The organism is Leptolyngbya iicbica LK (genome assembly GCF_004212215.1).
Lineage (GTDB): Bacteria > Cyanobacteriota > Cyanobacteriia > Phormidesmidales > Phormidesmidaceae > Halomicronema > Halomicronema iicbica.
Window position 1 is genome coordinate 422687 of record NZ_QVFV01000002.1, and the last position, 25437, is coordinate 448123.

Annotated in this window: 17 protein-coding genes and 1 tRNA gene; 9 read left to right on the plus strand and 9 right to left on the minus strand. The window is 55.1% G+C overall.

What is annotated here, in order from left to right; translation table 11 throughout:
- Positions 1–22: 22 nt before the first annotated feature.
- Positions 23–2008, plus strand: a complete 1986-nt coding sequence (locus tag DYY88_RS08950) for a PAS domain S-box protein (RefSeq protein ID WP_063776196.1) — start codon at positions 23–25, stop codon at positions 2006–2008.
- A 31-nt stretch (positions 2009–2039) separates the two neighbouring features.
- Complete coding sequence (locus tag DYY88_RS08955) at positions 2040–2798, plus strand: leucyl/phenylalanyl-tRNA--protein transferase (protein ID WP_039728395.1); 759 nt, start codon at positions 2040–2042, stop codon at positions 2796–2798.
- A 47-nt stretch (positions 2799–2845) separates the two neighbouring features.
- Here DYY88_RS08955 and DYY88_RS08960 read toward each other — a convergent pair.
- The 3 genes from DYY88_RS08960 to DYY88_RS08970 form a co-directional block, all read right to left on the minus strand.
- A tRNA-Val gene (locus DYY88_RS08960) sits at positions 2846–2918 on the minus strand.
- Between the two features lie 312 nt (positions 2919–3230).
- Positions 3231–3752 carry a GUN4 domain-containing protein gene (locus DYY88_RS08965; RefSeq protein ID WP_084607136.1) on the minus strand — a complete coding sequence of 174 codons (522 nt, stop codon included), beginning with the start codon at positions 3750–3752 and terminating at the stop codon, positions 3231–3233.
- A complete protein-coding gene (locus tag DYY88_RS08970) occupies positions 3749–5245 on the minus strand; it encodes a GUN4 domain-containing protein (RefSeq protein WP_052288561.1) in 1497 nt (498 codons plus the stop codon). Before DYY88_RS08970 ends, DYY88_RS08965 begins: the two co-directional genes overlap by 4 nt.
- A 559-nt stretch (positions 5246–5804) precedes the next feature.
- On the opposite strand from DYY88_RS08970, the gene DYY88_RS08975 reads away from it, so the two are divergent.
- The 3 genes from DYY88_RS08975 (at position 5805) to DYY88_RS25060 (ending at position 10735) form a co-directional block, all read left to right on the plus strand.
- A complete protein-coding gene (locus tag DYY88_RS08975) occupies positions 5805–8777 on the plus strand; it encodes a type I secretion system permease/ATPase (protein ID WP_039728392.1) in 2973 nt (990 codons plus the stop codon).
- A 76-nt stretch (positions 8778–8853) separates the two neighbouring features.
- Positions 8854–10419 carry a beta-barrel domain-containing protein gene (locus DYY88_RS08980; RefSeq protein WP_039728389.1) on the plus strand — a complete coding sequence of 522 codons (1566 nt, stop codon included), beginning with the start codon at positions 8854–8856 and terminating at the stop codon, positions 10417–10419.
- A gap of 160 nt (positions 10420–10579) precedes the next feature.
- Complete coding sequence (locus DYY88_RS25060) at positions 10580–10735, plus strand: transposase family protein (protein WP_367889293.1); 156 nt, start codon at positions 10580–10582, stop codon at positions 10733–10735.
- Between the two features lie 14 nt (positions 10736–10749).
- On the opposite strand, the gene DYY88_RS08990 is transcribed toward DYY88_RS25060, so the two are convergent.
- Complete coding sequence (locus DYY88_RS08990) at positions 10750–12651, minus strand: hypothetical protein (protein WP_044151344.1); 1902 nt, start codon at positions 12649–12651, stop codon at positions 10750–10752.
- A 560-nt stretch (positions 12652–13211) separates the two neighbouring features.
- Here DYY88_RS08990 and acs point away from each other — a divergent pair.
- The gene (acs, locus tag DYY88_RS08995; protein WP_039728387.1) at positions 13212–15182 is read left to right on the plus strand and encodes an acetate--CoA ligase; all 1971 of its coding nucleotides are present in this window, start codon (positions 13212–13214) and stop codon (positions 15180–15182) included.
- Between the two features lie 753 nt (positions 15183–15935).
- On the opposite strand, the gene DYY88_RS09000 is transcribed toward acs, so the two are convergent.
- The gene (locus tag DYY88_RS09000; RefSeq protein ID WP_039728386.1) at positions 15936–16607 is read right to left on the minus strand and encodes a HEAT repeat domain-containing protein; all 672 of its coding nucleotides are present in this window, start codon (positions 16605–16607) and stop codon (positions 15936–15938) included.
- A gap of 376 nt (positions 16608–16983) precedes the next feature.
- Between DYY88_RS09000 and DYY88_RS09005 the strand changes: the two genes are divergently transcribed.
- Positions 16984–21525, plus strand: a complete 4542-nt coding sequence (locus DYY88_RS09005) for an EAL domain-containing protein (protein WP_052288560.1) — start codon at positions 16984–16986, stop codon at positions 21523–21525.
- Here DYY88_RS09005 and DYY88_RS09010 read toward each other — a convergent pair.
- Positions 21522–21794 carry a DUF8620 family protein gene (locus tag DYY88_RS09010; RefSeq protein WP_496559537.1) on the minus strand — a complete coding sequence of 91 codons (273 nt, stop codon included), beginning with the start codon at positions 21792–21794 and terminating at the stop codon, positions 21522–21524. The two genes, DYY88_RS09005 and DYY88_RS09010, sit on opposite strands and share 4 nt — an antisense overlap.
- 311 nt (positions 21795–22105) lie before the next feature.
- On the opposite strand from DYY88_RS09010, the gene DYY88_RS09015 reads away from it, so the two are divergent.
- Positions 22106–22822, plus strand: a complete 717-nt coding sequence (locus tag DYY88_RS09015) for a biliverdin-producing heme oxygenase (protein ID WP_039728384.1) — start codon at positions 22106–22108, stop codon at positions 22820–22822.
- A gap of 408 nt (positions 22823–23230) precedes the next feature.
- Positions 23231–23965 (plus strand): hypothetical protein, encoded by a 735-nt coding sequence (locus DYY88_RS09020; protein ID WP_039728383.1) that lies wholly within the window; start codon positions 23231–23233, stop codon positions 23963–23965.
- A gap of 47 nt (positions 23966–24012) precedes the next feature.
- On the opposite strand, the gene DYY88_RS09025 is transcribed toward DYY88_RS09020, so the two are convergent.
- The 3 genes from DYY88_RS09025 to DYY88_RS09035 form a co-directional block, all read right to left on the minus strand.
- Positions 24013–24321 carry a DUF3181 family protein gene (locus tag DYY88_RS09025; RefSeq protein WP_039728382.1) on the minus strand — a complete coding sequence of 103 codons (309 nt, stop codon included), beginning with the start codon at positions 24319–24321 and terminating at the stop codon, positions 24013–24015.
- Between the two features lie 59 nt (positions 24322–24380).
- On the minus strand, positions 24381–24662 hold the full coding sequence (locus DYY88_RS09030) for a 2TM domain-containing protein (RefSeq protein ID WP_039728379.1): 282 nt from the start codon (positions 24660–24662) through the stop codon (positions 24381–24383).
- An 89-nt stretch (positions 24663–24751) separates the two neighbouring features.
- Positions 24752–25369 carry a thioredoxin family protein gene (locus DYY88_RS09035; protein WP_039728378.1) on the minus strand — a complete coding sequence of 206 codons (618 nt, stop codon included), beginning with the start codon at positions 25367–25369 and terminating at the stop codon, positions 24752–24754.
- Positions 25370–25437: the final 68 nt, after the last annotated feature.

A 25437-nucleotide genomic window follows, 5' to 3' on the forward strand; every position in this document is an offset into this window, starting at 1 on the left:
ACATTGGAACACAACCTACACCATGACCAGCGCTAAAACGCCCAGGGTTTCCTCTGACCAGAAAGCTAAAACTTTGAATTCTGAGTCAGATAGTCTTTTTCGCACCTATGTAGAAGCTGCTTCCGACATTGTTTACACCCTCGATCTGACGGGCAAATTTACTTTCGTCAACTCTTACGGGCTCAAGCTTATCGGCGCGCAGGATTATGACGAAGTCGTTGGTCATTCTTATCTGGAAATTGTGGCCCCAGAGTATCGGGGCAAGACATTTGAAGTCTTCGCGCAACTGCTGAAATCAGGCGAACTGCGCGACTATGAGTTTGCCGTGCTCACCAAAAGCGGCGATCGCGTTTTTATCGAAGTGAATGGTCGGTTGCTGTATCGCTCGGGGCGACTGGTGGGCGCTTTGGGCATTGGTCGCGATATTACCGAGCGCAAGCGCTTTGAAGCTCAACTCAAGATGTTTTCCAAAGCGCTGGATTCGGCTCACGACAGCGCCATCATTTCAGACTTAAAGGGCAACATTCAATACGCGAACCTGGCCACTCAGCGGCTATTTAACTGGCCCGTTTCGCGCCTCACGGGGACGAATATCGCCAATTTTTTCCCAAAATCTGATCAAGTTGACTGGATCTTGGATCAAGCTAACGGCCCCGGCTGGAGTGGGCAGATTGTCTGTCAGCGCTACGATGGGACTCCCTTCAGTGCGTTTATCTCCATTAGTCCGGTGTACGGCGAGGATAACCAAACGCTCACATCGGTCAGCATTATTTTGCGCGACATTACTCAGCAAGAGCGGATTGAAGCCGAGCTGGCGGCAAAAAATCTGGAGCTGGCTCGGGCTAATCGGTTGAAATCTGAATTTTTAGCCAACATGTCCCACGAGTTGCGGACGCCGATGACCTCGATTTTGGGCTTTTCGAAGCTGCTGAGTCAATTGGTGTATGGCGATCTCAATGAACGTCAGCAGCTTTATGTGGATCAGATTCATCAAAGTGGTGAGCATTTGCTGAGTTTGATCAACGAAGTGCTCGATCTCTCCAAGGTCGAAGCGGGACAGATGGATCTCAATATTTCTGAGATTCACCTGGGCAGCCTGTGCCATGACGTGGTCAAAATGGTCGAAACTCAGGCCGGTATGAAGGCGCTCAAGATTGAGTGTGAGGTGCCCGCTGATCTGCCCATGCTGGTGGCAGACGAGATTCGAGTGCGGCAAATGCTGCTGAATTTGCTCTCGAATGCCATCAAATTTACCCCTAAGGGCCGGGCGATCGGCATTCGGGTGAGCCAAGCAGCAGAGCAAATGCACCTCACCGTGTGGGATGAAGGTATCGGCATTTCTGAAGAGCAGTTATCGTCTCTCTTTCAGCCTTTCCAACAGCTCGAAAATCCGTTGTCGAAGCACTATGAGGGTACCGGACTGGGCCTTGCGCTCACCCAAAAACTGACGCGCCTGCATGGCGGTGATGTGACGGTTAAGTCGCGCCCTAATCAGGGCAGTGAGTTTACGCTAAACCTGCCGATTAACTGCCGCAACGCGACCTTGCGGGATGGACACCACGCTGTGCAAGAGGCAACTTTATCAGAGCAGGAGTTGTTGCAGCCGCCCATGCCGTCGACAGCACAACCGATTCTTGTAGTGGAAGATAATCCTAATAATGCGCTGCTGTTGCAGCACATGCTGACCCATTGGGGCTACCAGGTTTATCACTGTGCCAATGGTCAGGAGGCCCTCACCTGGCTCGAGGGGCATGACCCGGCTTTGGTCCTGATGGATGTGCAACTGCCGGGGCTCAGCGGCCTAGACCTGACGCAACAAATTCGTCAACAGCCCCAGTGGCAGGGGATTCCGATTGTGGCGACGACGGCGTTAGCGCAGCCCCAAGACCGCGATCGCTGTCTGGCAGCAGGGATGCAAGACTATCTGAGTAAGCCAATCAACCACGCTGAGTTGGTTTCGGTGTTGGCTAAATACACCTGCGGGCACGGAGAACAAAGGCTAAGGTAGTTGGGCCGGGGGCATCGCAGCGTTATTTTCTATGCACGACAATCGCAAGCGCGCCATTTTGCAATGGCTGATGGCTCACTATCCATTCATTGGCGATCGCTCTCAACTCGCTCAAGTGCCGCAGTTGCTGACCTCCGAAGGGGAATTTTGTCTGGCGACTGATTTTACGCCCACTTTTATCGCCGCCGCTTGCTATCACGGCTATTTGCCCATGGGCGAAGCGGTCGCTGAGTTACCCGTGCTCCTCATCAAGTCTCACCAAGAGCGCTGCGTACTCGACTTTGCGAATCTCCATCTTTCGCGCAAGCTCAAGCGGTATGCTCGGGAGCTGACGTTCAGCATCAACCAAAATTTCACGACTTGTTTGGCCGCGATCGCTCACCATCACACCCCAACCTGGTTGATTGAGCCTTTGTGTGCGGCGTTCATTCAGCTGCACCAGCATCCGGAACACAACGTGGCCCTACATTCCATCGAAGTTTACAACGGTGAGAAGTTGGTCGCTGGCGAGGTCGGTTACAGCACGGGGGCCATCTATACCAGTCTGGCCGGGTTCCATCGCCAAAACGGTACGGGCTCAGTGCAGCTGGCACTGCTCGGACAGCTGTTAGCCCAGAGTGGATTTGCCTTTTGGGATCTGGGCATGGACCTGCCCTATAAGCGCCATCTCGGGGCTGAGCTCATCACCCGTCAGCCTTTTTTAGCGCGCTGGCAACAAGAGCGCGATCGCCAAACGCCAGCTTGGTCTGCTAGCCGACTAGAAACTCCGGCAATATTGCAGTATTTATGAACCTGCCTAGTCAACAACAGATCGAGCGTTAACTGACAATAAGGGAATGGGCGATACTGGACTCGAACCAGTGACATCCTGCTTGTAAGGCAGGCGCTCTACCAACTGAGCTAATCGCCCCTCTGCACGGTTAATAAATATAGCAGACGATGGGGGCAAGACGGCTGAACTTTTGGCCAATTAGGGGAATGATTTTTTGTTTGGGATAATGGTTTGACGAGACCCAGGCGAAGCATCAATTAGCGCTCTTGAGTTGGCCAGGGAATCAGGAGTTACCATCCAAGTCTTGGCAGGCAGGCAGTTGACCTGCTCTTGAACAGCCGAGACGGCTGTCCACACTTACACTAAATTCCATTCCTGGGCAATTATTTTGGAGCTTTTGACGAACTTGCAGAGGCTGGCTGACCCAGACAGTGAAGCAGGTTCATCAGCCTAAATGGATTGGCATCGTTCTAACCGCAGCATGAGCGCGTCGAATAAGCTCGGATCGCCAAAGCCACCGCCGCGCCCGGTGCCAAAGCCCCCAATCAGCCAAGAGCGATACCAGGGCATTTCCCAAAACCAGAGGGCTGGTAAATGGCCCTGCGGGGCGTCTAGGGAAAAATTTAACCAGTGGTAAAAGTTGAAAAAGCCGATGGGTTGCCACAGATTCATCACCCACCCGGCCTGACGGCTAAATTCAAAGCTGGAGCGCTCAGCGGCTTCGCGATAAATGTGGAGTTGAGTGCTGAAACCAAAGCGACCGCTGCTGTAAAACAGCCAACGCTGGTCGAGTTGATGCAGAGTGGCGCAGGGAAAGTTGGCGATCGCGCTTTGATCGAGCCAGCCTGCATCGCGGCGATCGCTCACCGCCAGCATGATTTGGAAGGTTACCTCATCGGCGAGTTGCCAGTCAGCGTGGCTCAACAAGCTATCCAGCTCTTGCAAACCGTCTTGGATGTCGGTGGTCATCATGATGGCTCGTCACCTTCTTCCGCTGGGGGGGAGCTACTGCCAGATTTTTTGAGGTGGGGCAGGCAGTGTTCGATCACGTCATTGAAGATTTGGGGAATGATGTCTTCGCTGACAACGTAGTCACCTTCAAGACTGTTGGCGGCCCAGCGCCAGGTGGGCAAATGTCCCGGAGGGGCCTGGAGGTGAAACTGCAGATGGCGATAGGCTTTGCGGCGGACGAGGAGACTGACATTGCCGATACCGACACTTTCGATCCATTCGACGGCGGTCAAAAATTCGCCAGGTTGGCGATCGTGATCGGCATAGATGCGATGCTGCGCGGCAAAGCCAAACTTGTTTTGACTGTAGCGCGCCCATAGCTGATCAATTGTGTTCACATCGACGCAGTATTGACTCAAGCTCAGTAAGGTCTCAGCCGAGAGGGGACGCATGTCATGGCTCAGGGCTGACAACAGCAGGCGTTCGGTTTCTTGATCCGCTGCTTCCCAATGGTTGAGCCACAGGAGTTGCCGCAGCCGGGTGTAATCCAGGCCCAGGGCAGAATCGATGGGGCCATAGCGTTCATCGGTGGCCTCACGTTCGATCGCCCGCACCCGTTCACGATCGAGCTGCCAATTGCGGCGGGCTTGCTCTAAGCGGCCTCGGTCAAACTCGCTGGGGTAAGGGGAGCGGGCGATCGCCCCGGCAAATTCTCGTCGATACTCTTCTTCCCGCTGTTGTTGGAGGGCGAGCAGCTGTTGCGGCGACGGAGTTTCTGGCTGCTTAGGAGCGGTCTCTGGCGACTCCGCCGATTCATCGGCGGGGGGAGTAGGGTCTTCAGCCGGTTGGCGCTTCGCGATTTCTTCGATGCTGATGGTGGCAATTTCATCGTCGTTGGCAGACAGGCCCATCGCTTCACAAAAGCGGGCCAGTTCAGTTTGCGTATGGGCGCTCAAAGGCATCTGGCGATCGAGCTCGTAGCAGAGAAGTTCGCGATAGCGATCGAGCTTGGTTTGTCGATCGCGGTAGGGGCCGAGGGCATCGAGTTTGATCTGTTCGGCAGTTGCGGGATCGAGCTGCAATTGCTGCCGCAGCAGTTCCAGATTTTCCTCTTCAATCGGGGAGAATTCGCCGTCATGCCGGGCATAAAGAGCGGCTCGGGCCTGGAACAGTTGCCGATCTGGCAACAGCATATTGACGGCGGGCAAGAGACTCAAGACGACTTCACTAGAGGCGGTTTCAACTTGAGTGGTGACGTGCTCGATGGTGCAAGTCAGGCGAATGGTGACGTGGTCGACCGGCAGCAAGTCACTCACGCCTAAGTCTTCTAGACAAGTGCTGATGCATTCCAGCCAGGTGGCGACGCGCTCGGGCTCAGGCAGACGAATGTCGAGACCGTACAGGGTGTCCCCGTCTTGGGAAATTCGCAAGGCTTTAATGCGCTCGCCGGGGCTCATGTCATATTGCGGCAAGGCACGCCAAAATTCCTGCACGGCCCGATCGCGCTCCACCATATTCAGCGAGCTGTCAATGACTCGTAAAAGTATGCGAGCTGGTCGGACGCTCTCCACCTGGGGGTCACTCCTCTCTGTGTGATCACGCTTGGACTGCACTAAGGATAATGCTTGCGATCGCATCTAGACCGCGAATTCTCAAAGTCACATGGGCGATCGGGGTAATCGCGCCCAGAGAAGTCCGATGGAGAAGGCCAGAATCGCCAACTACCAACGGTTTGGGCGGTCAGACCTGCTCGTTTAGTGACCCTGGCCGTGGTGGTGGCTCGGATGCCGGAGTAAAAGTTTACGTTTGCAAAAAATCCCTAGCACAAGCGAAGAAATTAAAAAGCTTGCACTAGACTGAGACAAATTTTGCATAAACTGAGCGGCATGAGGCGATCTGGGGCTCAGGGTTAGGGCTCGGCGGGTCAGCCCTCGGCGGGTGAGTGAAATGCCCGGTGACCTCTCGAAAGCGCATTATGTATTTTCTTGAGGGTCGGGATGAATTGACTGTGGTCTGGGTAATCTGGACTGCGACGGCTTTTTATTCGACAGCAAACTTATTGATAGCAAGGGTATGACGGTAACTTCTCAGTCCCTGCAACGAATTCTCTCGGGGGTGGCGCCCTTTGACCAATTGCCGGGGGCAGCGATCGCGAACTTGGCCCAGAGCGGCCAACTCTTGCGGTATCGCATTGGCCAACCGATTGTGCGACCCGAGGCGTTGCCGCAGCTAGTGCTGATCACCGATGGGCAAGCACGACTCCTGGGCGAAGATCCCCGCACTGACAAGCCCGCGACATTGCAGCTCCTGGGGCGGGGCTCCCTGTTGGGCATTGTGGGACTGTTACGGGGCCAGCCCTGTGAGACGGCGATCGCCTCTTCAGAGGTAGTGGGCTGTCAGTTTTCTATGGCGGTCTTTCAGCAAACGCTGGATCAATATCCCGAGTTTGCCACGGCCATTCGCGAGCAGCTGTATTTAGCTGAAGTCTTTGACCTCTTGGCGCGCCAGATCAACGATCAAGCTGAGGACGTGGGCGACTTGGCCCAGTTGTCCAAGCAGGCTCAGCAGGCGGGCGTGGTGCACTATTTGCCCTATGGCAAGCGACCGCTAAACCTGCCTCAACAGGAAAATTACACCTGGTTTGTCAGCAGCGGCACCATCATCAACCAACCGATGGGCAGCCAGCTCAATTTAGAGTGGGCGGGCAATGAGTTAGACGTGATCAGTCCTCAGGGGGCGCGACTGGTCGGACTCCCCGATATCCCCGTGTTGTCGCCAGCGGCTCTGCCGCCAGGGACTGAGGCGGCGGGCGGCGTGAGTGCAGCTGAGCCCGCGGCGATTCCCTACGCGCCGGAGCATTTGCCGGAGCCGGAACCAGAGACCTCCGACGCGGCGGCAGAATATCCCTTTGTGCGGGGCCGGGGCGAAATCGAAGGCATGTTGGCCTGCATGGAGATGGTGAGCCAGTACTTTGGCATGCCCTTTCGCCGGGACATCATTCGTCGGATTTTGACCAATCAGCGCGATCGCTTGGGTCAACTCTCCCTGCCCCTGGCGGGCAAAGTAGCGGAATTTATGGGCCTCCGCACCCAGATGACCCAGGTGCCGGTCAGCGCCATCAGCCGCCTGCCCACCCCCGCGCTGATTAGCTGGGAAGAGGGCTACGCCATTCTGTATGAAACCAATGCCAAGGCCCGCGTGCTGGCGGTACCCGACTTGGGGATCATTCAGCGATCGCCCATCGAGTTTGCCGAAACCTGGGGCGACGAAGGCGAAGTCGTCCTCTTAGAAAAAACCCGCGAAACGCCCCAAGAGCGCTTTGGCCTGAACTGGTTTATCCCCTCGTTGAAAAAGTATCGCTGGGTACTGGTGGAGGTGCTCATTGCCTCCTTCTTTGTGCAGCTCTTCGGCCTGGCGAATCCGTTGATGGTGCAGGTCATTATCGACAAGGTAATCGTGCAAAACAGCACCGATACCCTGCAAGTGCTCGGCGTCTTTTTGCTGGTGATTGCCGTCTTTGAGGCGGTGCTCACGGCCCTGCGAACGTATCTGTTTGTGGATACGACCAACCGCATTGACATGGCGCTGGGCTCCGAAATCATTGATCACCTGCTGCGACTGCCCCTGCGTTACTTTGACAAACGCCCCGTCGGGGAATTGTCCAGTCGGGTCAACGAGCTGGAGAATATCCGCAAGTTTTTGACGGGCACGGCGCTGACAGTGGTGCTGGATGCCGTGTTCTCGGTGCTGTACATCGTCGTTATGTTCATCTACAGCTGGCTGCTGACTCTGGTGGCGCTGGCGACAATTCCCCTGTTTGTCTTTTTGACGGTGTTGGTCGCCCCCATTGTGCGCAAGCAATTGCGGGTGAAGGCCGAGCGCAATGCCTCGACCCAGTCCTTTTTGGTGGAAGCGCTGTCAGGCATTCAAACCGTGAAGGCGCAAAATATCGAGTTGCGCACCCGTTGGCAATGGCAAGAGCGCTACGCCAGCTACGTCAGCGCCGGTTTCAACACGGTGCTGACCTCGACCACTGCCGGAGCCGCCAGCAACTTCTTGAACAAGTTGTCGGCGCTGCTGGTGCTCTGGGTCGGGGCATATCTGGTGCTGCAAGGGGAACTGAGCCTGGGTCAGCTGATCGCCTTCCGGATTATTTCGGGCTATGTGACTGCGCCGATTTTGCGCCTGGCTCAGCTCTGGCAAAACTTCCAAGAGACGGCCCTGTCCTTGGAACGCTTGAGCGACATTTTGGATCATCCCTGCGAGGCCGAAGACCAGGGTCGCAACCAGATTCAGATGCCGGATATTCAGGGGCAGGTCACCTACGAAAATGTGGCATTTCGGTTTGCGCCGTCTGGCCCCTTGCAGTTGGTCAACATTAATTTGGAGTTTCCGGCAGGGCAGTTTGTCGGCATTGTGGGCCAAAGCGGTTCCGGCAAAAGTACCTTGATGAAGCTGCTGCCGCGCCTGTATGAAGTCGAATCGGGTCGCATTCTGATCGACAAGTACGATATCGGCAAGGTGGAGTTGTATTCCCTGCGGCAACAGGTGGGCATCGTGCCCCAAGACAGCCTCTTGTTTGAGGGCAGCATTCAAGAAAATATCTCGCTCACCCGCCCCGAGGCGGACGACGAGGCCATCATCATGGCGGCCCGGATTGCGGGAGCCCACGACTTTATTATGGATTTGCCGTTGGGCTACAACACCCGCGTGGGTGAACGGGGCGCGTCGTTGTCGGGGGGGCAGCGCCAGCGCATTGCGATCGCCCGCACGATTCTCCACAATCCCCGGCTGTTGATTTTGGACGAAGCCACCAGCGCCCTCGACTACGACACTGAAAAGCAGGTGTGTAACAACCTGAAAACTTGGGCTGAGGACCGCACGGTGTTTTTCATTACCCACCGTTTAAGCACCATTCAGGACTCTGACACGATTTTGGTGATGGATCGCGGTGCGGCGGTCGAGCAGGGTACCCACGAAGAACTGATGGCGCTGCGGGGACGTTATTACACCTTGTATCAACAACAGATTCACACCCCTGAATAGGCCTTTAAAACGCTAGCCTGATTAGCGGCACCTGCTGCCGCGCTTGTTTTCGCTCAGATTCCTAAGAGGCTGAACCATGACTTCCGGATCGCACGTGACACCCAACGGCACTCTCCAGAATGGGCACAATGGCAACGGTAACGGCAATGGACATATGCCGCCGACTCCGCCTTCGGCTCCCCCCACTCCGCCGACTTCGGGGTTTGAGCGATCGGTCATCTTGCGACAGTCGCCTCGCTGGGCGCGCTATGTCGTGTGGGGCATTGTAGCGGTGAGCGTGAGTACCGTGGCCTGGGCCTGTCTGGCCAAAATTGAGGAGGCGATTCCGGCCCAGGGCAAGCTAGAGCCGGAAGGGGTCGTGCAACCCGTGCAGGCTCCTGTCGGTGGAGTGGTGGCCGAGATTCACGTCAATGAAGGGGAGTCAGTAGAGCAGGGTACGGTATTGGTCACCCTCGACCCCAAGGCGACCCGCGCCCAGCTGGAAGCCTTGCAGGATATTCGATCGCGTCTCCGCGAAGAAAATCAGTATTACCGTTCTCAGCTCAGCGCCGCACCGGAGCTAGAGGGCGCGCCGGTCACCGTTTCCCCCGAGATCGCCCGCCTGACCAGTAACCGCGTGGCCCTAGTGGAAGAGAACGAACTGTATCGCGCCATTTTGCGGGGCGACTTGAATGCGGCCAACCTATCTCCCCGGCAGCGGGAACGAGTGGCAACGACCCTGGGGGGGCTGGATTCGCAAATTGCCATTAATCAGCTTGAAGTTGAGCAGCTGAATAAACAGCTTGACCAGGTTTCTACGCAATTGGCGAATGCCGTGCAGTCGCTCTCAGTGGAACAGGAAATTTATGACCGTATTGAACCCTTGGTGGCTCAAGGGGGCATTTCGGAACTGCAAGGATTGCGACAGCAGCAAGAGGTGAATAATCGCGAAACTGAGGTGAATAGTCTGCGCGAAGAACAGCAGCGACTAATGTTAGCGATCGACCAGGCCCAAGAAGAGCTGCTGCGCACCCAAGTCGTGTCGAATGAAGACCTGCTGGAACGCATTGCGGCCAACGATAACCAAATCGCCAACATCGACAGCCAACTCACTAAAGTGGTGGTGGATAACGAAAAGCAGCTCGAGGAAATTGGCGGACAAATTAGCCAGCTCGAGTTTGCCCTAGAGAATCAGGAACTGCGGGCACCTCTGGACGGGCAGGTCTTTAACCTGAGGGCAAACCAACCGGGTTATGTAGCCAATGCCACCGAGCCAATTCTGGAAATTGTGCCCAATGACACACTGGTGGCGCGGGTCTTCATCACGAATCGCGACATTGGCTTTGTGACTCAGCGATTTCAGGATTCCGAAGAGCCGCTGATGGTGGATGTGCGCATCGATTCGTTCCCCTTTAGCGAGTTTGGCGATGTCGAAGGCGAAATTGTCCACATTGGCTCTGATGCGTTGCCCCCCGACGATGTGAATCCCTACTATCGATTCCCGGCGGAGATCGAGCTGCAAGATCAACTGTTGGGCGAAGCGCTGCCGCTGCAATCGGGCATGTCGGTGACGGCGAATATCAAGCTGCGCAAACGCCGCGTGATTACGATCCTCAGCGATCTCTTTGTACGGAAAATCGACAGCCTGCGTTCAGGCGGATAGGGGCTATTAATCCACATATCTCGGCCCTCACCCCCAAGCCCTCTGGGCAGGCTGCGCCAACAGTCCTGCTCTCCCAAATAGGAGAGCAGGGTGGTTTCACACCCACGAAGAAAAATGAGGATGGCCTGATTCGTATCAATCACATCAGCCCCTGTCTCTCATAGAGCAATTAAAACAAATCCCTGATGAGCGCCACTGGCGGGGACGCCGACATCCCTTGTGGATGGTGTTGTGCCTCAGTCTACTCAGCTTTCTCTGCGGTTATCGCGGCTATCGCCCGCTGACGGACTTTGAACAACAAGTAATTTGCAAGTGATTGGGATCAACCCACTATTGCGCCTGGGGATCAGCAGACCAAAAAACAACCAGGACACTGGCCTCTTCGTTACTTAAGGGAATCACGGAGGCAAAGAGTTGCGGTGCACCGCTGCGTGACATTTGAATGAGCGGCGCACCACAGTAGTCTCCGGCATCAGCCGCTTCCGTTTCATATAACCGTGACAGCGTGGCCGGGGCTTGGCTGGCATCTTCAGACAAGATGAGCGCATCGGCGGCGGTTTCAACCGGCTGAAATGACTCAGCCGTGATATCTGCAAGAAAGCAACTTTGCTCAATATCTGCAGGCCATCCGCTGGCTAGCGAGGCGGCGGCTAGCGCCAATTGCTGATTCAATGTCCCGACCGGCGAAGCTTCTACCTGCTGTCGGCCATTTTCCAAGAGATCGGTTTGTAGTGCCGGGTCAAAGGCGATCGCGGCATTGGTGTCTGGTTCACTAGGCGGTCTTGCCACAGGGGTTCGTTGGTCACGGGTATCGGCTGACGGTAGCTCAAAGGTCTCTGACTCCAGTGGTTGGCAGTCGTCAGCGTTATAGGCAACGGGCACCTCGACCACCAAGATCTGTGGCGTGTCTGAAGGGGTAAACGCGACAGTTTTGACTAGATCGCGGGCGCGATCGTCAAAGTATTGATAGCCAGTCGAGCGGAGTGTTACGGGCTCAGCGCTCAAGGTGCCGTCAGGTAGCACTAAGACGCCCACCTCGACTTGATCTTTTGGGTCTACGGGCAAACAAATGTCGAGCGGATATGACACATCGGGGATAAATCCTTCCCATTTCGGGAGATCCAGATCGTCCCCCTCAGGCAAGTCGATCGCGCCTGACTCACGCAGGGTTTGCAGCCAGGCTGCTTTCGTCTCGTCAGCTCCTCGGGACGTGGTGAGGGCTGGCCCGACATAGCTTTCCAGCACGGTGAAATAGTCGTCGGGTAGGCGGTCAACCGCTGGCGGCCAGTCACAGTCGGTCTCATCGTAATTGACGTCAACTTCGACTCGATAGGCTCGCGGTTCGTCGACATCAGGAAAGTCATATTGCCGCACTCGGTCTTCGGCGGCATTATCAAAGGCGCGATATTTCGTCCGCTGTACAAAGGGCTGATACATCTCAGGGGTACCCTCAGCATCGATGAAGACCAGGATGCGGGCGGCGTCTGGAGGACTGGGCAAACAAATATTGGCGGCGTAAGGCAGAGGCTCGAAGATTTTGAGCGGTCGAATCGTCAGGTCGGCCAGGTTGGGGGCGCGATCGCTCAATACTTGCAGCCAATTTGCTTGTGCCTCATTGGCATCGGTCTCAGATAGCTGCACCCCAGTATAGGTTTTGAAAATCTCGATGTAGTTGTCAAAGGGGGGCGGCTCGGCAGCCGTGACCTCGTCAGTGCGATCGGGGGGCCGACGACCGATGTCACTCGTGGCCCGCCCCTCAGCGGATGGCGATTGAGGATTCGGATCAGTCGTCTGATCGGCATTGTCTAGCTCAGGAATAGGGGCGACTAAGCCAGCATTATCAGCACTGTTTGGATTGGGAGACGGGCGATCGCTCGGGCGGCGATTCACCCTGGGAGGATTTCGCGGGGCCGGAGCAGCGGAGCGTGCCGTTGACCTAGCAGGGGGTGGAGAAGCAGTGCTGGGTCGAGCGGTTTTAACTGTTCCAGGGTTGGCGCTAGTCGCAGTGGGGCTTGCCGAAGGGGGATCAATTTTAATCACGGCCACCCCATCTTCCTCAGGATCGGGAGGCGGCAACAACTCCTCTTCCGCTGGCCCGGTAGGAATAAACAAGATCAGACCATGCAAGCCTAGAGAGACCAGCAACATTGGGGCAATGAGCCAACGCCAGAGGGGGTTCTGAGGCAGGGGCGGAGTCAGCTTTGGGGGAGTCGGGGTGCGGTCTTGCGCCATGATCTAAATCTAAATGGAAAAACGAAACTAATAACAGGGAACCGGGACAACTCGCATCGTCGAGCACGAAGAATGAAACTATTGGGTGCGGCTTACTCGGTTAGTTGGCGATGCGCGAAAACCCACCACGCCCCTAAAGCGAGCTACCCCATGAATGAGAGTAGCGAAATAAGATCCGCGTTGCGATCGCTCCATAGAGGGTACAGCCCCAGCGGTGCTCTTGCCCCACCCTTAGCCGATAATGGTTGCCTGATTAGACGCCCTCGCTGCCCGATTTTCTCCTCGTTGTGGGCGAATAGTCCGTTCTATTTCGGTTTTGGGGTTCTAACCAGAGCGGCCTCGATGCCAACTGTCTCGCAGCCAACCGATGACTGAGCCAAGAGCAAAGGGATTGCCGCGAGGCGACAACATCCTCCCGTTCGAGCTGTGGCAGTGCCTGACCGAAGTTAACAAAATTGCAAAGACCGATTTGGCTGTGTCGAGAAACACAGTATGGTTTGAAATGCAGAACACTGGTTTTAGCACCAAGTCTCAACCCTTCGCAGTCTTTCATCACCGTTATGTCTCAACCGACGATCGAATCGATTCTCAACGAAAAGCGCCTATTTGAGCCCCCTGCCGACTTTGCTGCCGATGCTCGCATTAAAAGCATGGCTGAGTATCAAGCGCTCTATGACAAAGCGGCGGCCGATCCGGCTGGTTTTTGGGCCGAACTTGCAGAACAAGAACTCCACTGGTTCAAAAAATGGGACACCGTCTTAGATTGGCAACCCCCTTTTGCCAAGTGGTTTAGCGGCGGCAAGCTCAATATTTCTTACAACTGTTTAGATCGACACCTGACGACCTGGCGACGCAACAAAGCCGCGTTGATTTGGGAAGGGGAACCGGGCGACTCGCGCACGCTGACCTATGCCGAACTGCATCGGGAAGTGTGTCAGATGGCGAATGTGCTGAAAGATTTGGGGGTGAAGAAGGGCGATCGCGTTGGGCTCTACATGCCGATGATTCCCGAAGCGGCGATCGCGATGCTGGCCTGTGCCCGCATTGGGGCTCCCCACACTGTCGTGTTTGGCGGCTTTAGCGCCGATGCGTTGCGCGATCGCCTCAACGATGCCGAAGCCAAGCTCGTGATCACAGCTGACGGCGGCTTCCGCAAAGACAAGGTGATTCCCCTTAAGGCCGCGGTCGATCAGGCGTTAGAAAACAACGCCGTCCCCAGCGTAGAAAATGTGCTCGTAGTTGAGCGGACCAAATCAGGCGTCCCCATGGTGGCAGGCCGCGACCACTGGTGGCATGACCTACAACCCACCGCGTCGGGTAACTGCCCCGCCGAAGAGATGGACGCTGAAGACATGCTGTTCATCCTCTACACCAGCGGTACTACAGGCAAGCCGAAGGGCGTCGTCCACACCACGGGTGGTTACAACCTCTACACCCACATGACCTTTCAGTGGACTTTTGACCACAAAGACACGGACGTGTACTGGTGTACCGCTGACGTGGGCTGGATTACAGGCCACAGCTACATTGTCTATGGGCCGCTATCCAACGGCGCGACTAGCCTGATGTATGAAGGGGTGCCCCGTCCCTCTAACCCTGGCTGCTTTTGGGATGTGGTGGAAAAATACGGCGTCAACATCTTCTACACAGCCCCGACGGCCATCCGCGCCTTCATGAAAATGGGCGAGGCCGAACCGAAAGCCCGCGACCTGTCCTCCCTCCGCATTCTCGGCACCGTGGGCGAACCGATTAACCCCGAAGCCTGGGTGTGGTATCAGCAGGTGATCGGCGGCGGCAACTGCCCGATTGTCGATACCTGGTGGCAAACAGAAACCGGCGGGTTTATGCTGACGCCACTGCCCGGAGCGACCCCAACCAAGCCCGGTTCTGCCACGAAGCCTTTCCCCGGCATCATCGCCGATGTGGTGGATCTGGATGGCAACCCGGTGGGCGACAACGAAGGAGGCTATCTCGTCATCAAGCATCCCTGGCCCAGCATGATGCGCACGGTCTACGGCAACGAAGAACGCTTCCGCCGCACCTATTGGGAGCACATTCCCCCCAAGGATGGCCAGTATCTGTACTTTGCGGGAGATGGAGCCCGTCGGGACGAGGACGGCTACTTTTGGGTGATGGGCCGCGTGGATGATGTGCTCAGCGTCTCTGGTCACCGCCTCGGCACGATGGAAATTGAGTCGGCGCTGGTGTCGCATCCCGCTGTGGCAGAAGCGGCGGTGGTCGGTCGTAAAAATGAAATTACTGGGGAAGAGGTGTTTGCCTTCGTCACCCTTGAAAGTCATCATCAACCGAGCGACGAGTTAAAAGACGAGTTGAAGCAGCACGTCATCAAGGAAATTGGGATCATCGCTCGGCCCGCTGACATTCGCTTTGCGGACTCGCTGCCCAAGACGCGATCAGGCAAAATCATCCGTCGCTTCCTCCGCAACCTCGCTAGCGGCGAAGATATTGTGGGCGATGCCACCACCATGGAAGACCAGAGCGTCCTCGACAAACTCCGCCAAGGCGCTTAACAGTTAAGAATTGCGCTTGCCGCGGCTCGCCGAAGTCCTAAAGAAAGGTGCGTATATAGCGTTGGTTGCTGCAACGCGATTGTGTTGCCTATTTCCCACATTTTCTGGGCGACTTGTTCAAACGAACGGGTCGCCTTGCTTTTATAGCGCCGCGTAGATAGCTCCGTACATCTCCATGCTGCGGAACAAGGGGCTTAGTATCTGTTTAGCGTCAGACTGTTACTGATCCCCTTAAATCCCCCTTGCCAAGGGGACTTCGAGCCGGAATATTCTGAGCCCCCTTGGCAAGGGGGCAGCGACAGCGGGGGATCTCAAGCCCCGCTAAACAGATACGGGGCTTAAGCCCCTTGCCTGTTGGTACCTGACTGTGGACTGCTATAGCATGTCGTGGCCAAAGAATTGACAGCAGAATTTATGGCAATCCGCAGGTAGGTGCCGAGAGTCCAGACGCCTAAAGCATGAGAACTGAATCTAAGTGTGGACAGCCGTCTCGGCTGTCCCAGGTCAGGCAAGATGCTACAAAACTAAAATTTTCGGCAGCTAGCAGTTAGAGCTAGGCCAGCAGTTGGACCAACCGACCTTCCAGTAAATCGTGCTGTGCCATGGCTGAACCGTGTGTCAACGCAAACCGGAAGCGAGCGGTTGGGGTATCTGCGTGGTCCCTAGAAAACTCGACAATGCCCAAGGTTGCGGCATATCAAGCCTCAGCAATCCAGGTTAGCTGAGGGGAGGTATTCACTCCCAAAGGACATTTTAGGCGCGATCGCTCAACCGCTGTAAAGAGATGCGTGCAGCTTCAGCGACTTGAGGATGAGCATCTTTTTCTAAAAAACGCAGGGCGGATTCGGTTTTGGGCGAAGGCAGATGTCCCAGTGCTTCTGCCAAGCGCTGACGCACCAGCCAATCTTCAGCCTGGGCAAATTCCAAAATCTGTTCCACGGCGTCGGTATCACCCACTTCGCCAATGGCCGCGATCGCCGCCTGCTGAATCACGACCTCTTCACTTCGCAACGCTTCGACCAAAACATCGTGAGCGCGGGGATCTTTGAGGTTGCCCAGCGACACCGCCGCGCTGAATCGTACTAGCCAGTCTGTATCTTCGTAAAAGGCGCGCACCAGAGTTTCGAACGCGCGAGGATCTTCCAGGTAGCCCAAGGCCCCAGCCGCATCGGCACGAATGCCATAGTCGGGATCCGTCTCCACCAACTTGACCAAAATATCGAACGTTTCGGCGTCGGGCTTGAGCCCCATGGCAAATACGGCCATGGAGCGCACTTGCAAGTTGCTGTCGTAAATCACTTTGCGCACGAGGGGGGCAGCCGTCGTTGCGTCCACGTCGCGCAACATGGCTAGTGCCAACATGCGGTCTTTAGAACTTTCGCTCTCTAGTTGGTGAGCAATTTGTTGCAGATCCAGAGAAGTCATAGCCAACCCACGTCACAAAAGTTTACAGTCTTATTCATATTAACGTGTTTATTTGGTGGCGTTGTGCCTTGCCCGGTGATTTGGGGCCTCTTCAACATTTAGACCAGATGCCTTCGGTTTCAGAAGGGTTGGCTACAATTTGCAAACGAATATCAAGAAGTGGCGTTACTTCTTGACAGCCTTGGTGCATCTTGGAAGAGAGGGTTCCTGGGTATTTGTGGCGGTTTCAGGCCTCATGCAATATTTATTCCGTTATCCAGACTATCGAATTGGGCGCTTGAAGCAACGGCGTGTCTATTTGTTTGCGGGGCCGTTTTTACGAGGCGCTGCTTTCGGTGCTGAAGCGACTCTGCCCCTGATGGCACGGGGTTGAGCCATGAAACATTGGGCGATCGCACTCGGCAGCAGTGCCATGCTTTTGGGGACTTGGGCCGGGGCGATGGCTCAGGAAGATCAGGGGGCTGAAGGCGATACCGTCCGGGTTGGCATTTATCAAAATCCCCCCAAGGTGTTTGTCGATCCGGCGGGAACCCCAACCGGCTTTTGGGTGGACGTGTTGGCCGCGATCGCCCAGGCAGAAGACTGGACGGTGGAATATGTGGCCTGTGAGTGGCAAGCCTGTTTAGACGGCGTCGAGGCGGCAAATCTCGATTTGATGCTAGATGTGGCTTATTCAGAAGCACGTGATCGGCGGTTTGATTTTAATCAAGAATCGGTATTGTCTAGCTGGTCAGTGGTTTATCGGCATCCTGACAGACCGATCGACTCAATATTAGATTTAGATCAGCGCCGGGTCGGCGTCGTCCAAGGCAGCATTCAACGACCGACTCTGGCAGAGCGGGCTAAGAGCTTTGGTGCAGCCCCAATATTTGTGGAATTTGATGACTTTGCCACGATGCTGCAACAGTTAGCAGCAGGCAATATTGATGCCGCCGTGATCGATCCGTTTGTCGGGCCTCAGGCGGAGGCGGAATATGCCATTGAGCGAACCAATCTGCTGGTATATCCTTCTCAGCTGTATTTTGTGACGGCAGAAGGCCAAAATGCGGCATTGTTAGCGGCGATCGATGAGAATTTACAACAACTTTTAGGCGATAGTGATTCGGCTTATTACCAAGCAGAGCGGCGGTGGCTCCCCCTCGTTCAACCCTCTTCTATGCAAATCTTTCGGCAGGCGCTGCTAGATGCCTTAATTTATCTGCCGATCATTGGCGTCATGGGCTTTGCTGTCTGGAATTATTTGTTGCGGAAAGAAGTTAAGCGGCGACTGCAAACCGAAAATCGCTTACAAACGCTGACCAATAATACTCCCGGCGTCATCTTTCAGTATTTGCTGCGCAGCAATGGCACTGAGTCATTGCTGTATGTCAGTTCTCGCTGTGCTGATGTGTGGGGCATCACTGCAGAGGCGGCGATCGCCGATGTCAATCAATGGTGGCAGCAGGTGCATCCTGACGATGTGCAGCCGCTGCGCAATGCCTTGTTGCGATCGGCCCGCAGCCTCACCGTGTGGTCAGCAGAATGGCGCATTTGCCCTCCGGCGCAGCCGGAAAAATGGCTCCAAGTGTCGGCTCAGCCCCAGGCTTGTGACAGCGGCGCTGTGATCTGGGACGGTCTGATCTTTGACATTACCGAACGCAAAACGGCAGAAATCGCCCTGCGGCGCAGCGAAACACGCTTTCAACGGCTGGCGAGCAACCTACCCGGCATTCTTTACGGCTATTGCCTTTGCCCCGATGGGACAGATTCGTTCACTTACATCAGTTCCGGCTTTGCCGATATTTATGGGTTTGCCCCTGAGCGCGCTTTGGCTGACAGCAAAAGCGTCTGGGACTGTGTGCATCCCGATGATGTCGAAGGACTCCGGTTGTCGATTCTGCACTCTCACCAGACTTTGCAGGTGTGGCAAGCGCAATATCGAGTTGTGTTGGAAAGCGACCAAATGAAGTGGTTGCAGGGTATTGCTCGGCCAGAGCAGCAGCCCAATGGTGATGTCACTTGGGATGGCCTGATTATCGACATCACAGAGCGAATGCAGATCGAAGCAGCCCTGCGCCAGAGTGAACAGCGCTTTCGCAATACGGCCGCTAATTTGCCTGGGGCCATCTTCCAGTATGTGCTGCATGTCGATGGCACTGATGACGTGACCTATATGAGTGCGGGCTGCTATGACATTTGGGAAATCACGGCCGAAACGGCAGAGCAGCAGGCGCGCCGCTTGTGGGAGATGATTCACCCTGACGACTATGTGGGCTTTACTGAGTCGGTGCGGCAGTCGGCCCAGACGTTAGAGCCCTGGTCTTGGCAGTGGCGCATCATCACACCGTCGGGCACAACTAAGTGGCTGGCGGCCGGAGGCCGACCAGAGTTGCAGCCAAACGGCGATATTGTTTGGGATTCGCTGGTGATGGATATTAGCGATCGCAAACAGGCCGAAATTGCGCTGCAAACGAGTGAAAGTCGCCTCAATACATTAATCAGCAACTTGCCTGGGTTTGTTTACCGAGTGGCCAACCAACCTGACTATCCTGTGCACTTTATTAGTCAGGGCGTTACCGACATTACTGGCTACACCGTGATTGATTACTTAGAAGGTCACGTCAACATGGGTGAGCAGGTGCATCGCTACGATCGCGCCCGAGTCTGGAACCAGGTACAGCGGGCTTTGCAGCAGCGAGAACCCTATGAATGTGAGTACCGTATGATTACCCGGTCAGGTGCGACCAAATGGCTGTGGGAGCGGGGCCAGGGCATTTGGGACGAACAGGGCCAACTGCATCACCTAGAAGGTTTTGTGACTGATATTAGCGATCGCAAGCAAGCTGAATTAGCCTTGCAAGAAAGTGAAGTGCGCTATCGCCAGGTCGTTGAGGCGCAGACGGATTTTATCTTGCGATCGCTGCCCGATACCACTATCACCTTTGCCAATGACGCCCTGTGTGATGCCCTGGGTCTCAGCCCCGAGCAGGTGATCGGCAAACAGTGGATTGAGTTAGCCAATCCTGAAGATTTAGAACAAAATGCCTTTCAGCCACTGGCGCTATTAACACCTAAAAATCCCCGCTGCTTTGTCGAAAATCGAGACGTGCGCGCCGGGGGCAAAATTGGCTGGACGCAATGGCTTAACGAGGGCATCTTTGACGACATTGGGCAGCTGGTTGAAATTCAATCGGTCGGGCGCGACATTACCAATCTCAAGCAGGCCGAAGAAGCGCTGCGACAAAGCGAAGAGCGCTTGCGCCTGGTGACTGAAAACATGGGGGATTTAGTCTGTTTGCATGATTTAGAGGGCTACTTTACTTATGTCACCTTGTCTAGCCAGGCCTTGCTGGGCTTTGCCCCCGATGAACTCATTGGGAAACACCCCAATCTGCTGATTCATCCAGATGAGCATAATTTGGTGTGTGAGGAAATGTTTGTCCCGGCAAGTCAAGGTCGGTCTGGGCGGGCCATATATCGGATGCGCCACAAAACAGCGGGCTACCTCTGGCTAGAGACGCTGTCACAGCCAGTGTTTGACGAGCAGGGAAATGTCTCGCAAGTGCAAACAACCTCGCGGAATGTGAGCGATCGCGTCAAGATCGAAGAGCAGCTCAAGTATGATGCACTGCACGATAGTCTGACGACGTTGCCTAATCGCGATCGCCTTATGCAGCGCCTAGACTTGGCCCTCAAGCGATCAAAGCAACACCCCACCTTTCAATTTGCGGTGCTGTTTTTAGACCTTGATAACTTTAAGGTGGTGAACGACAGCCTGGGACATTTGGTGGGTGACGAACTGCTGATCGCCGTTGCCCAGCAGCTCTTGCAGTTCATTCGCGATACTGATATTGCCGCGCGACTGGGCGGCGACGAATTCGTCATTCTCATCGAAGAAATCACCCACATTCAAGACGCCGTCATTATTGCCGAGCGCATTCTTGCCGCCCTGCGCCAGCCGTTCCACATTGCCGAACGAGAGGTTGTCATCACCACCAGCATCGGGATTGTGTCTGGTGAAACCCAGTACGAACGGGCCGTAGATTTGTTACGCGATGCCGACTTGGCTATGTATCGGGCTAAGCACAGTGGCCGCGCCCAATATGCCATCTTCGATCCCACGATGCATTTTCGGGTGACCCAGCGCTTGCACCTCGAACAAGACTTGCGTAAAGCCCTGGCCCGCTCGGAACTGGTGCTGCATTACCAGCCCATTGTCGCTTTTGACACGCTGCAAGTGATCGGGTTTGAAGCGCTCGTACGCTGGCAACACCCCCAGCGGGGTCTGATCTCGCCCCTGGAGTTTATTGCGATCGCCGAAGAGACTGGACTGATCAAATCCCTGGGGCAATGGGTGCTCACTACCGCTTGCCATCAATTAGCCGACTGGCAAAGACAGCATCCCCAAAAGCCGTTAAAGATGAGCGTTAACCTCTCAGTACAACAGCTACAGCCCGCCCTGATCAGCCAAATCGAAGCGGTGCTCGCCGCCACCCAGATCGCCCCATCCTCCCTCGTGTTAGAGCTCACGGAAAGTATGCTGGCGCAAAATATCGAACTAACGCAGGACTTACTGACGCAGGTCAAGCAGCTTGGCGTGCGGCTCAGCATTGATGATTTTGGCACCGGCTACTCTTCTCTGAGTTATCTCAGCCGTTTGCCCGTCGACCACCTGAAAATTGATCGCGCCTTTGTGAGCCCAAGCGCAAATAATACCCGCAATCAGGTCATTGCCGAATCAATTGTGGCACTGAGCGACTTACTCGGCCTGCACGCGATCGCCGAAGGCATTGAGACGCCTGAACAGTTGACATGGCTCCAGCAGTTAGGCTGCCAAGAAGGCCAGGGTTACTTATTCTCACCGCCGGTGTCCGCAACCGCTGCGGCTCAATTACTCTGTCAAAGCCTCTCTGTGGAGGTGTGGAACCGATCACGCTAACTAGACCGGAGCGCCTCTAATTTATTGGCAATCCAGCGCAGCACACCGATCGCGATCGCGCCTGCCATTAAAATGCCAATTGCTGGTTGAAAGAGCGGCGTCCACAGGCTGTACCAAAGGTCGAAACCCAAGTTGACGTTGAAACTGCGGCCCACCACGGCAGTCGCAAACCAGCCAAAGCTCGCCAACACAAAGAACAGGTTGGCCACCAGCAGCCAATTGAGGCCATTTAAAACCCGGTCCCACATAGTCGCTTGCTCACTCCTCAACGCATTTACAGAACAGTCGGCAACTTGATTGCGGCTTGTATCTTACCTGAGATGCCGGCACTCACAGCATCCGATCGCTCTCAGCGCCATACCAAGCGATCTCGCCTCCCATCAATACTCCTAAGGCCCTCATTTTCAGGACTTTGGCGGTCTTGGTCAGCCCCTCAACTCACGTAAGGTTATGTATCTGAGCGTAAAAAAATGTAATGAAAACTCTCATCAAAACCCCTTACTGTAACGGTTATGACGTTAAATCTTCTTTGAGAACCTGTCACCAAATTTTTGTCTGAATACACACTGGATTATTTAGCATGAGCAGTAACCTAGCAAGTCAGCTTCGAGAAGGCACCAAAAAAGCCCACACCATGGCAGAAAATGTTGGCTTTGTCCGGTGCTTTTTGCGCGGCGTGGTGGAAAAGAACTCCTATCGCAAACTCGTCGCTAACTTCTACTTTGCTTACACCGCAATGGAAGAAGAGCTGGAGCGCCACAAAAATCACCCCGTGGTGTCCAAAATCTACTTTCCTGAGCTGCATCGCAAGCAAAGTCTAGAAACCGACCTGCACTACTACTATGGTGCCAACTGGCGTGATCAGGTCAGCACCTCGCCAGCTGGGCAAAAGTATGTCGATCGCATCCGCGAAGTTTCTGACACTCAGCCGGAGTTGCTCATCGGTCATTCCTACACCCGCTATCTCGGCGACCTGTCTGGTGGTCAAATTCTCAAAGGCATTGCCCAGCGGGCCATGAATCTGTCCGAAGGTGAAGGCACCGCGTTTTACGAATTTGACGAAATTGACGACGAAAAAGCCTTCAAAGCTACCTATCGCCAATCTCTGGATGAGATTGAGGTGAGCGAAGAACTCGCCAACCAAATCGTCGAAGAAGCCAACGATGCCTTTGGCGTGAACATGGAAATGTTCCAAGAACTCGAAGGCAACCTGGTGAAAGCGATCGGTCAAATGCTGTTCAATACCTTGACCAGCCGCCGTCGCCGGGGCAGCACTGAGCTCGCCACCGCCGAATAATTTCTTTGCCTGACACTCTCCGAAAGAGCCGACTGCTGAATTCGGTGGCCGGCTTTTTTGTGTCTAGGCAACCTGCCCAACGTAGACCCAGGCAGCCAGGCTCACGGCAGTCGCGATATTCAATAGATTTCAGCAAGCCTTTTGACCCGGTCAACCACAGTGGGGCTCAACCAGTTTTTCCGTCCTTCTCATGATGCGGTCAGGCATCTTGCCTGCATCGGGACAGCCGCGACGGCTGTCCACACTTGGGTTGTTTAAACGTTTGGGATCTCGGTACCTGACTGCGGCTTGCTAGGTAGGCCACTGGCGAAAAGTGTTGACTGGCCCGTAGAGGCGACACCGTCAGGGTAAGATTAGGCGCACTCCTGTCGCGATGCGCGATCGCTGTCATCCGAGCTAGTCATCACCATGGGGAATACCTTTCCACCACCCGGGATCTGTTCTTTTGCGGCTCTGCCCGACCCTTACCGAACGGCCTTTCGCATGGGTAGCGCCCAACATCTGCCGGGGCAATTTTTGCCCGCTCATACGGACTGGTTCTTGCAAATTGTTTTTCTGCCGTTCATGCTGCTGTATGCCTCGCCGACTTTGATTTTGGGGCCATGGCTTATCACGCAGGCAGTCAATGAACCGGGCAGCTATCTACAGTTTTTGAGCAAAATTCGAGCAGTTGCCCAAACGCCACTGCAGGTCGCCCTTACTGGCTTGCTGTTCCTGGTACTCGCGGGGAGCATTGCATATAGCACTTGGCAAGCCTGGGATTTGGCCCTATCGTTTTGCCGCACGTGGAAAATCTCTCGGCTACGCAAAAATCGCGAGTATGGCTACGGACTCGTACTGCTTTCTCACGCCCTGGCTGGGCGCTTGGTGAATAATTTGGACTGGTGTCACAATTGCCTCTGGTTGCCACGAGCGGCGATCGCTCACATTGCCTGGCAAGAAATGCGCGAAGAGGGGGCCAAGCACATCCGTCGAGTTTATCGAACCCGCATTTGCTATGTATCGGCTACGGGTGAAAAGTGTTGGCTCACCCTCCAAGGCAATGTCGTCCGAGCTGATATTTATTCACCAACGGCCATGAGCGATCGCGATTTATATGACACTCTGCACCATTGGTGGCAATCGTCGCCCACAGAGCACTAACCCCGGTCAATATCGAAACTGAATCGGTGACAGCATTGCCCAGGCGACTAAATTTGATCTTGAAAATCTTCGAGGGCCTGGAGCAAATCGCTCATACAACCGACCGGAATGAGATCGATTAGGGGCATGTGGTGACGCCCTCCGCCTACTGGCACCGTGATGTCGCGTAGCACTGCTGTGACATCGCTTTCACCTAAGCGATCGTCCACCACAAGCGGGTACAGTCGCTGAGCGACCAGCGTATGCAACTTGGCGTCATTCAGATACAGATGCCACTTAGCGACATCGATATAAACGGCTTCACCGACGTTAGCCGCAAGCTTTTCTAGCGTTTCAGCAGGAGGTGAGTCGTACATGGGGTCATTTCCTGAAGCATTTACAGCAACATCATTTAGCTTAGGCCAGCCCGGTCGCCTTAACCTCCCCCTTCTGGGGCATCCTCCGGTTCAATGACGTAGTCGCCCGAATAGTCAGCGATCGCAAAAATATAGATGGCATGGACGGCTAAACCCACAAACCAGATCGGCGTCAATTTGCTCACCCAGGGCACCCAAGCCTCATTGATTTGATGGGCAAACCACAGGCCCGAGTTTATAGCAGTGAACGCAGCCACATGCACCGCAAAGGTCATGCGGTCGTCTAGTTTGCGAAAGGCCGGGTCACGGCGGTCAGGTTTTCGAGGCCAACGAGGCGGCATGGGTCACTTATCCAAATACTTACTGTTTCATTTTACGGGCTGTGATTCATTCGCACGACCATCCGTGCCAAAAGCCAATCTCAACGGCTTTAGTTGGCGGCCTGAGCCCCGTGACTACGCGGATCATCGCTGCGGTTGATGCTGTTGATCACAACACTACGGGTTGTGGGTTCATCCAAGTTAGAGGTCTGTCCCACCCCTTGCTGGTAAGGCAGTGTCGCTCCTGTCATCAGTGCCTCTAGGTTGCTGGCAATCACCGCTTTGGGCTGTTCCCCAATGGCTGCCGTCACGGGCTCACCCTGAGGATTCAAATACACAAAATGCGGAATGCCATCCACCCGGTAATGCAACATTTCCGGTAGCCACTTATTGTTGTCCACATTCAACATGACGAAATTAATGTCATCGCCATACGTGCTGCGCAGGTCGGCCATATCCCCCGCCATCGCCTGACATGAGGTACACCAGTTAGCATAAAACTCCATTAAAGAAGGTTTGCCATTGGTCAAGGCCGTCTCCAAGGGGGTAGACTCCACAGCCAACGTTTCCAAAGAGGCGGCTGGGGTCTGAGTGCGCACCCCCATCACCACCAAAACCGATAGTATGACGGCCACGCCGACCACTAAGAAATTCCGCGCCTTGGCTGCCAGGCTCGGAGCCGTCGTCGTTTCCTGTGCGGTCGTTGATGGTTTTGTCGTCTGATCCATTTGCCATCCCGGTTGGTAAACCGATATAAACTCTCTATCTTTTAAGATAGCGGACACCCATCGAGCCT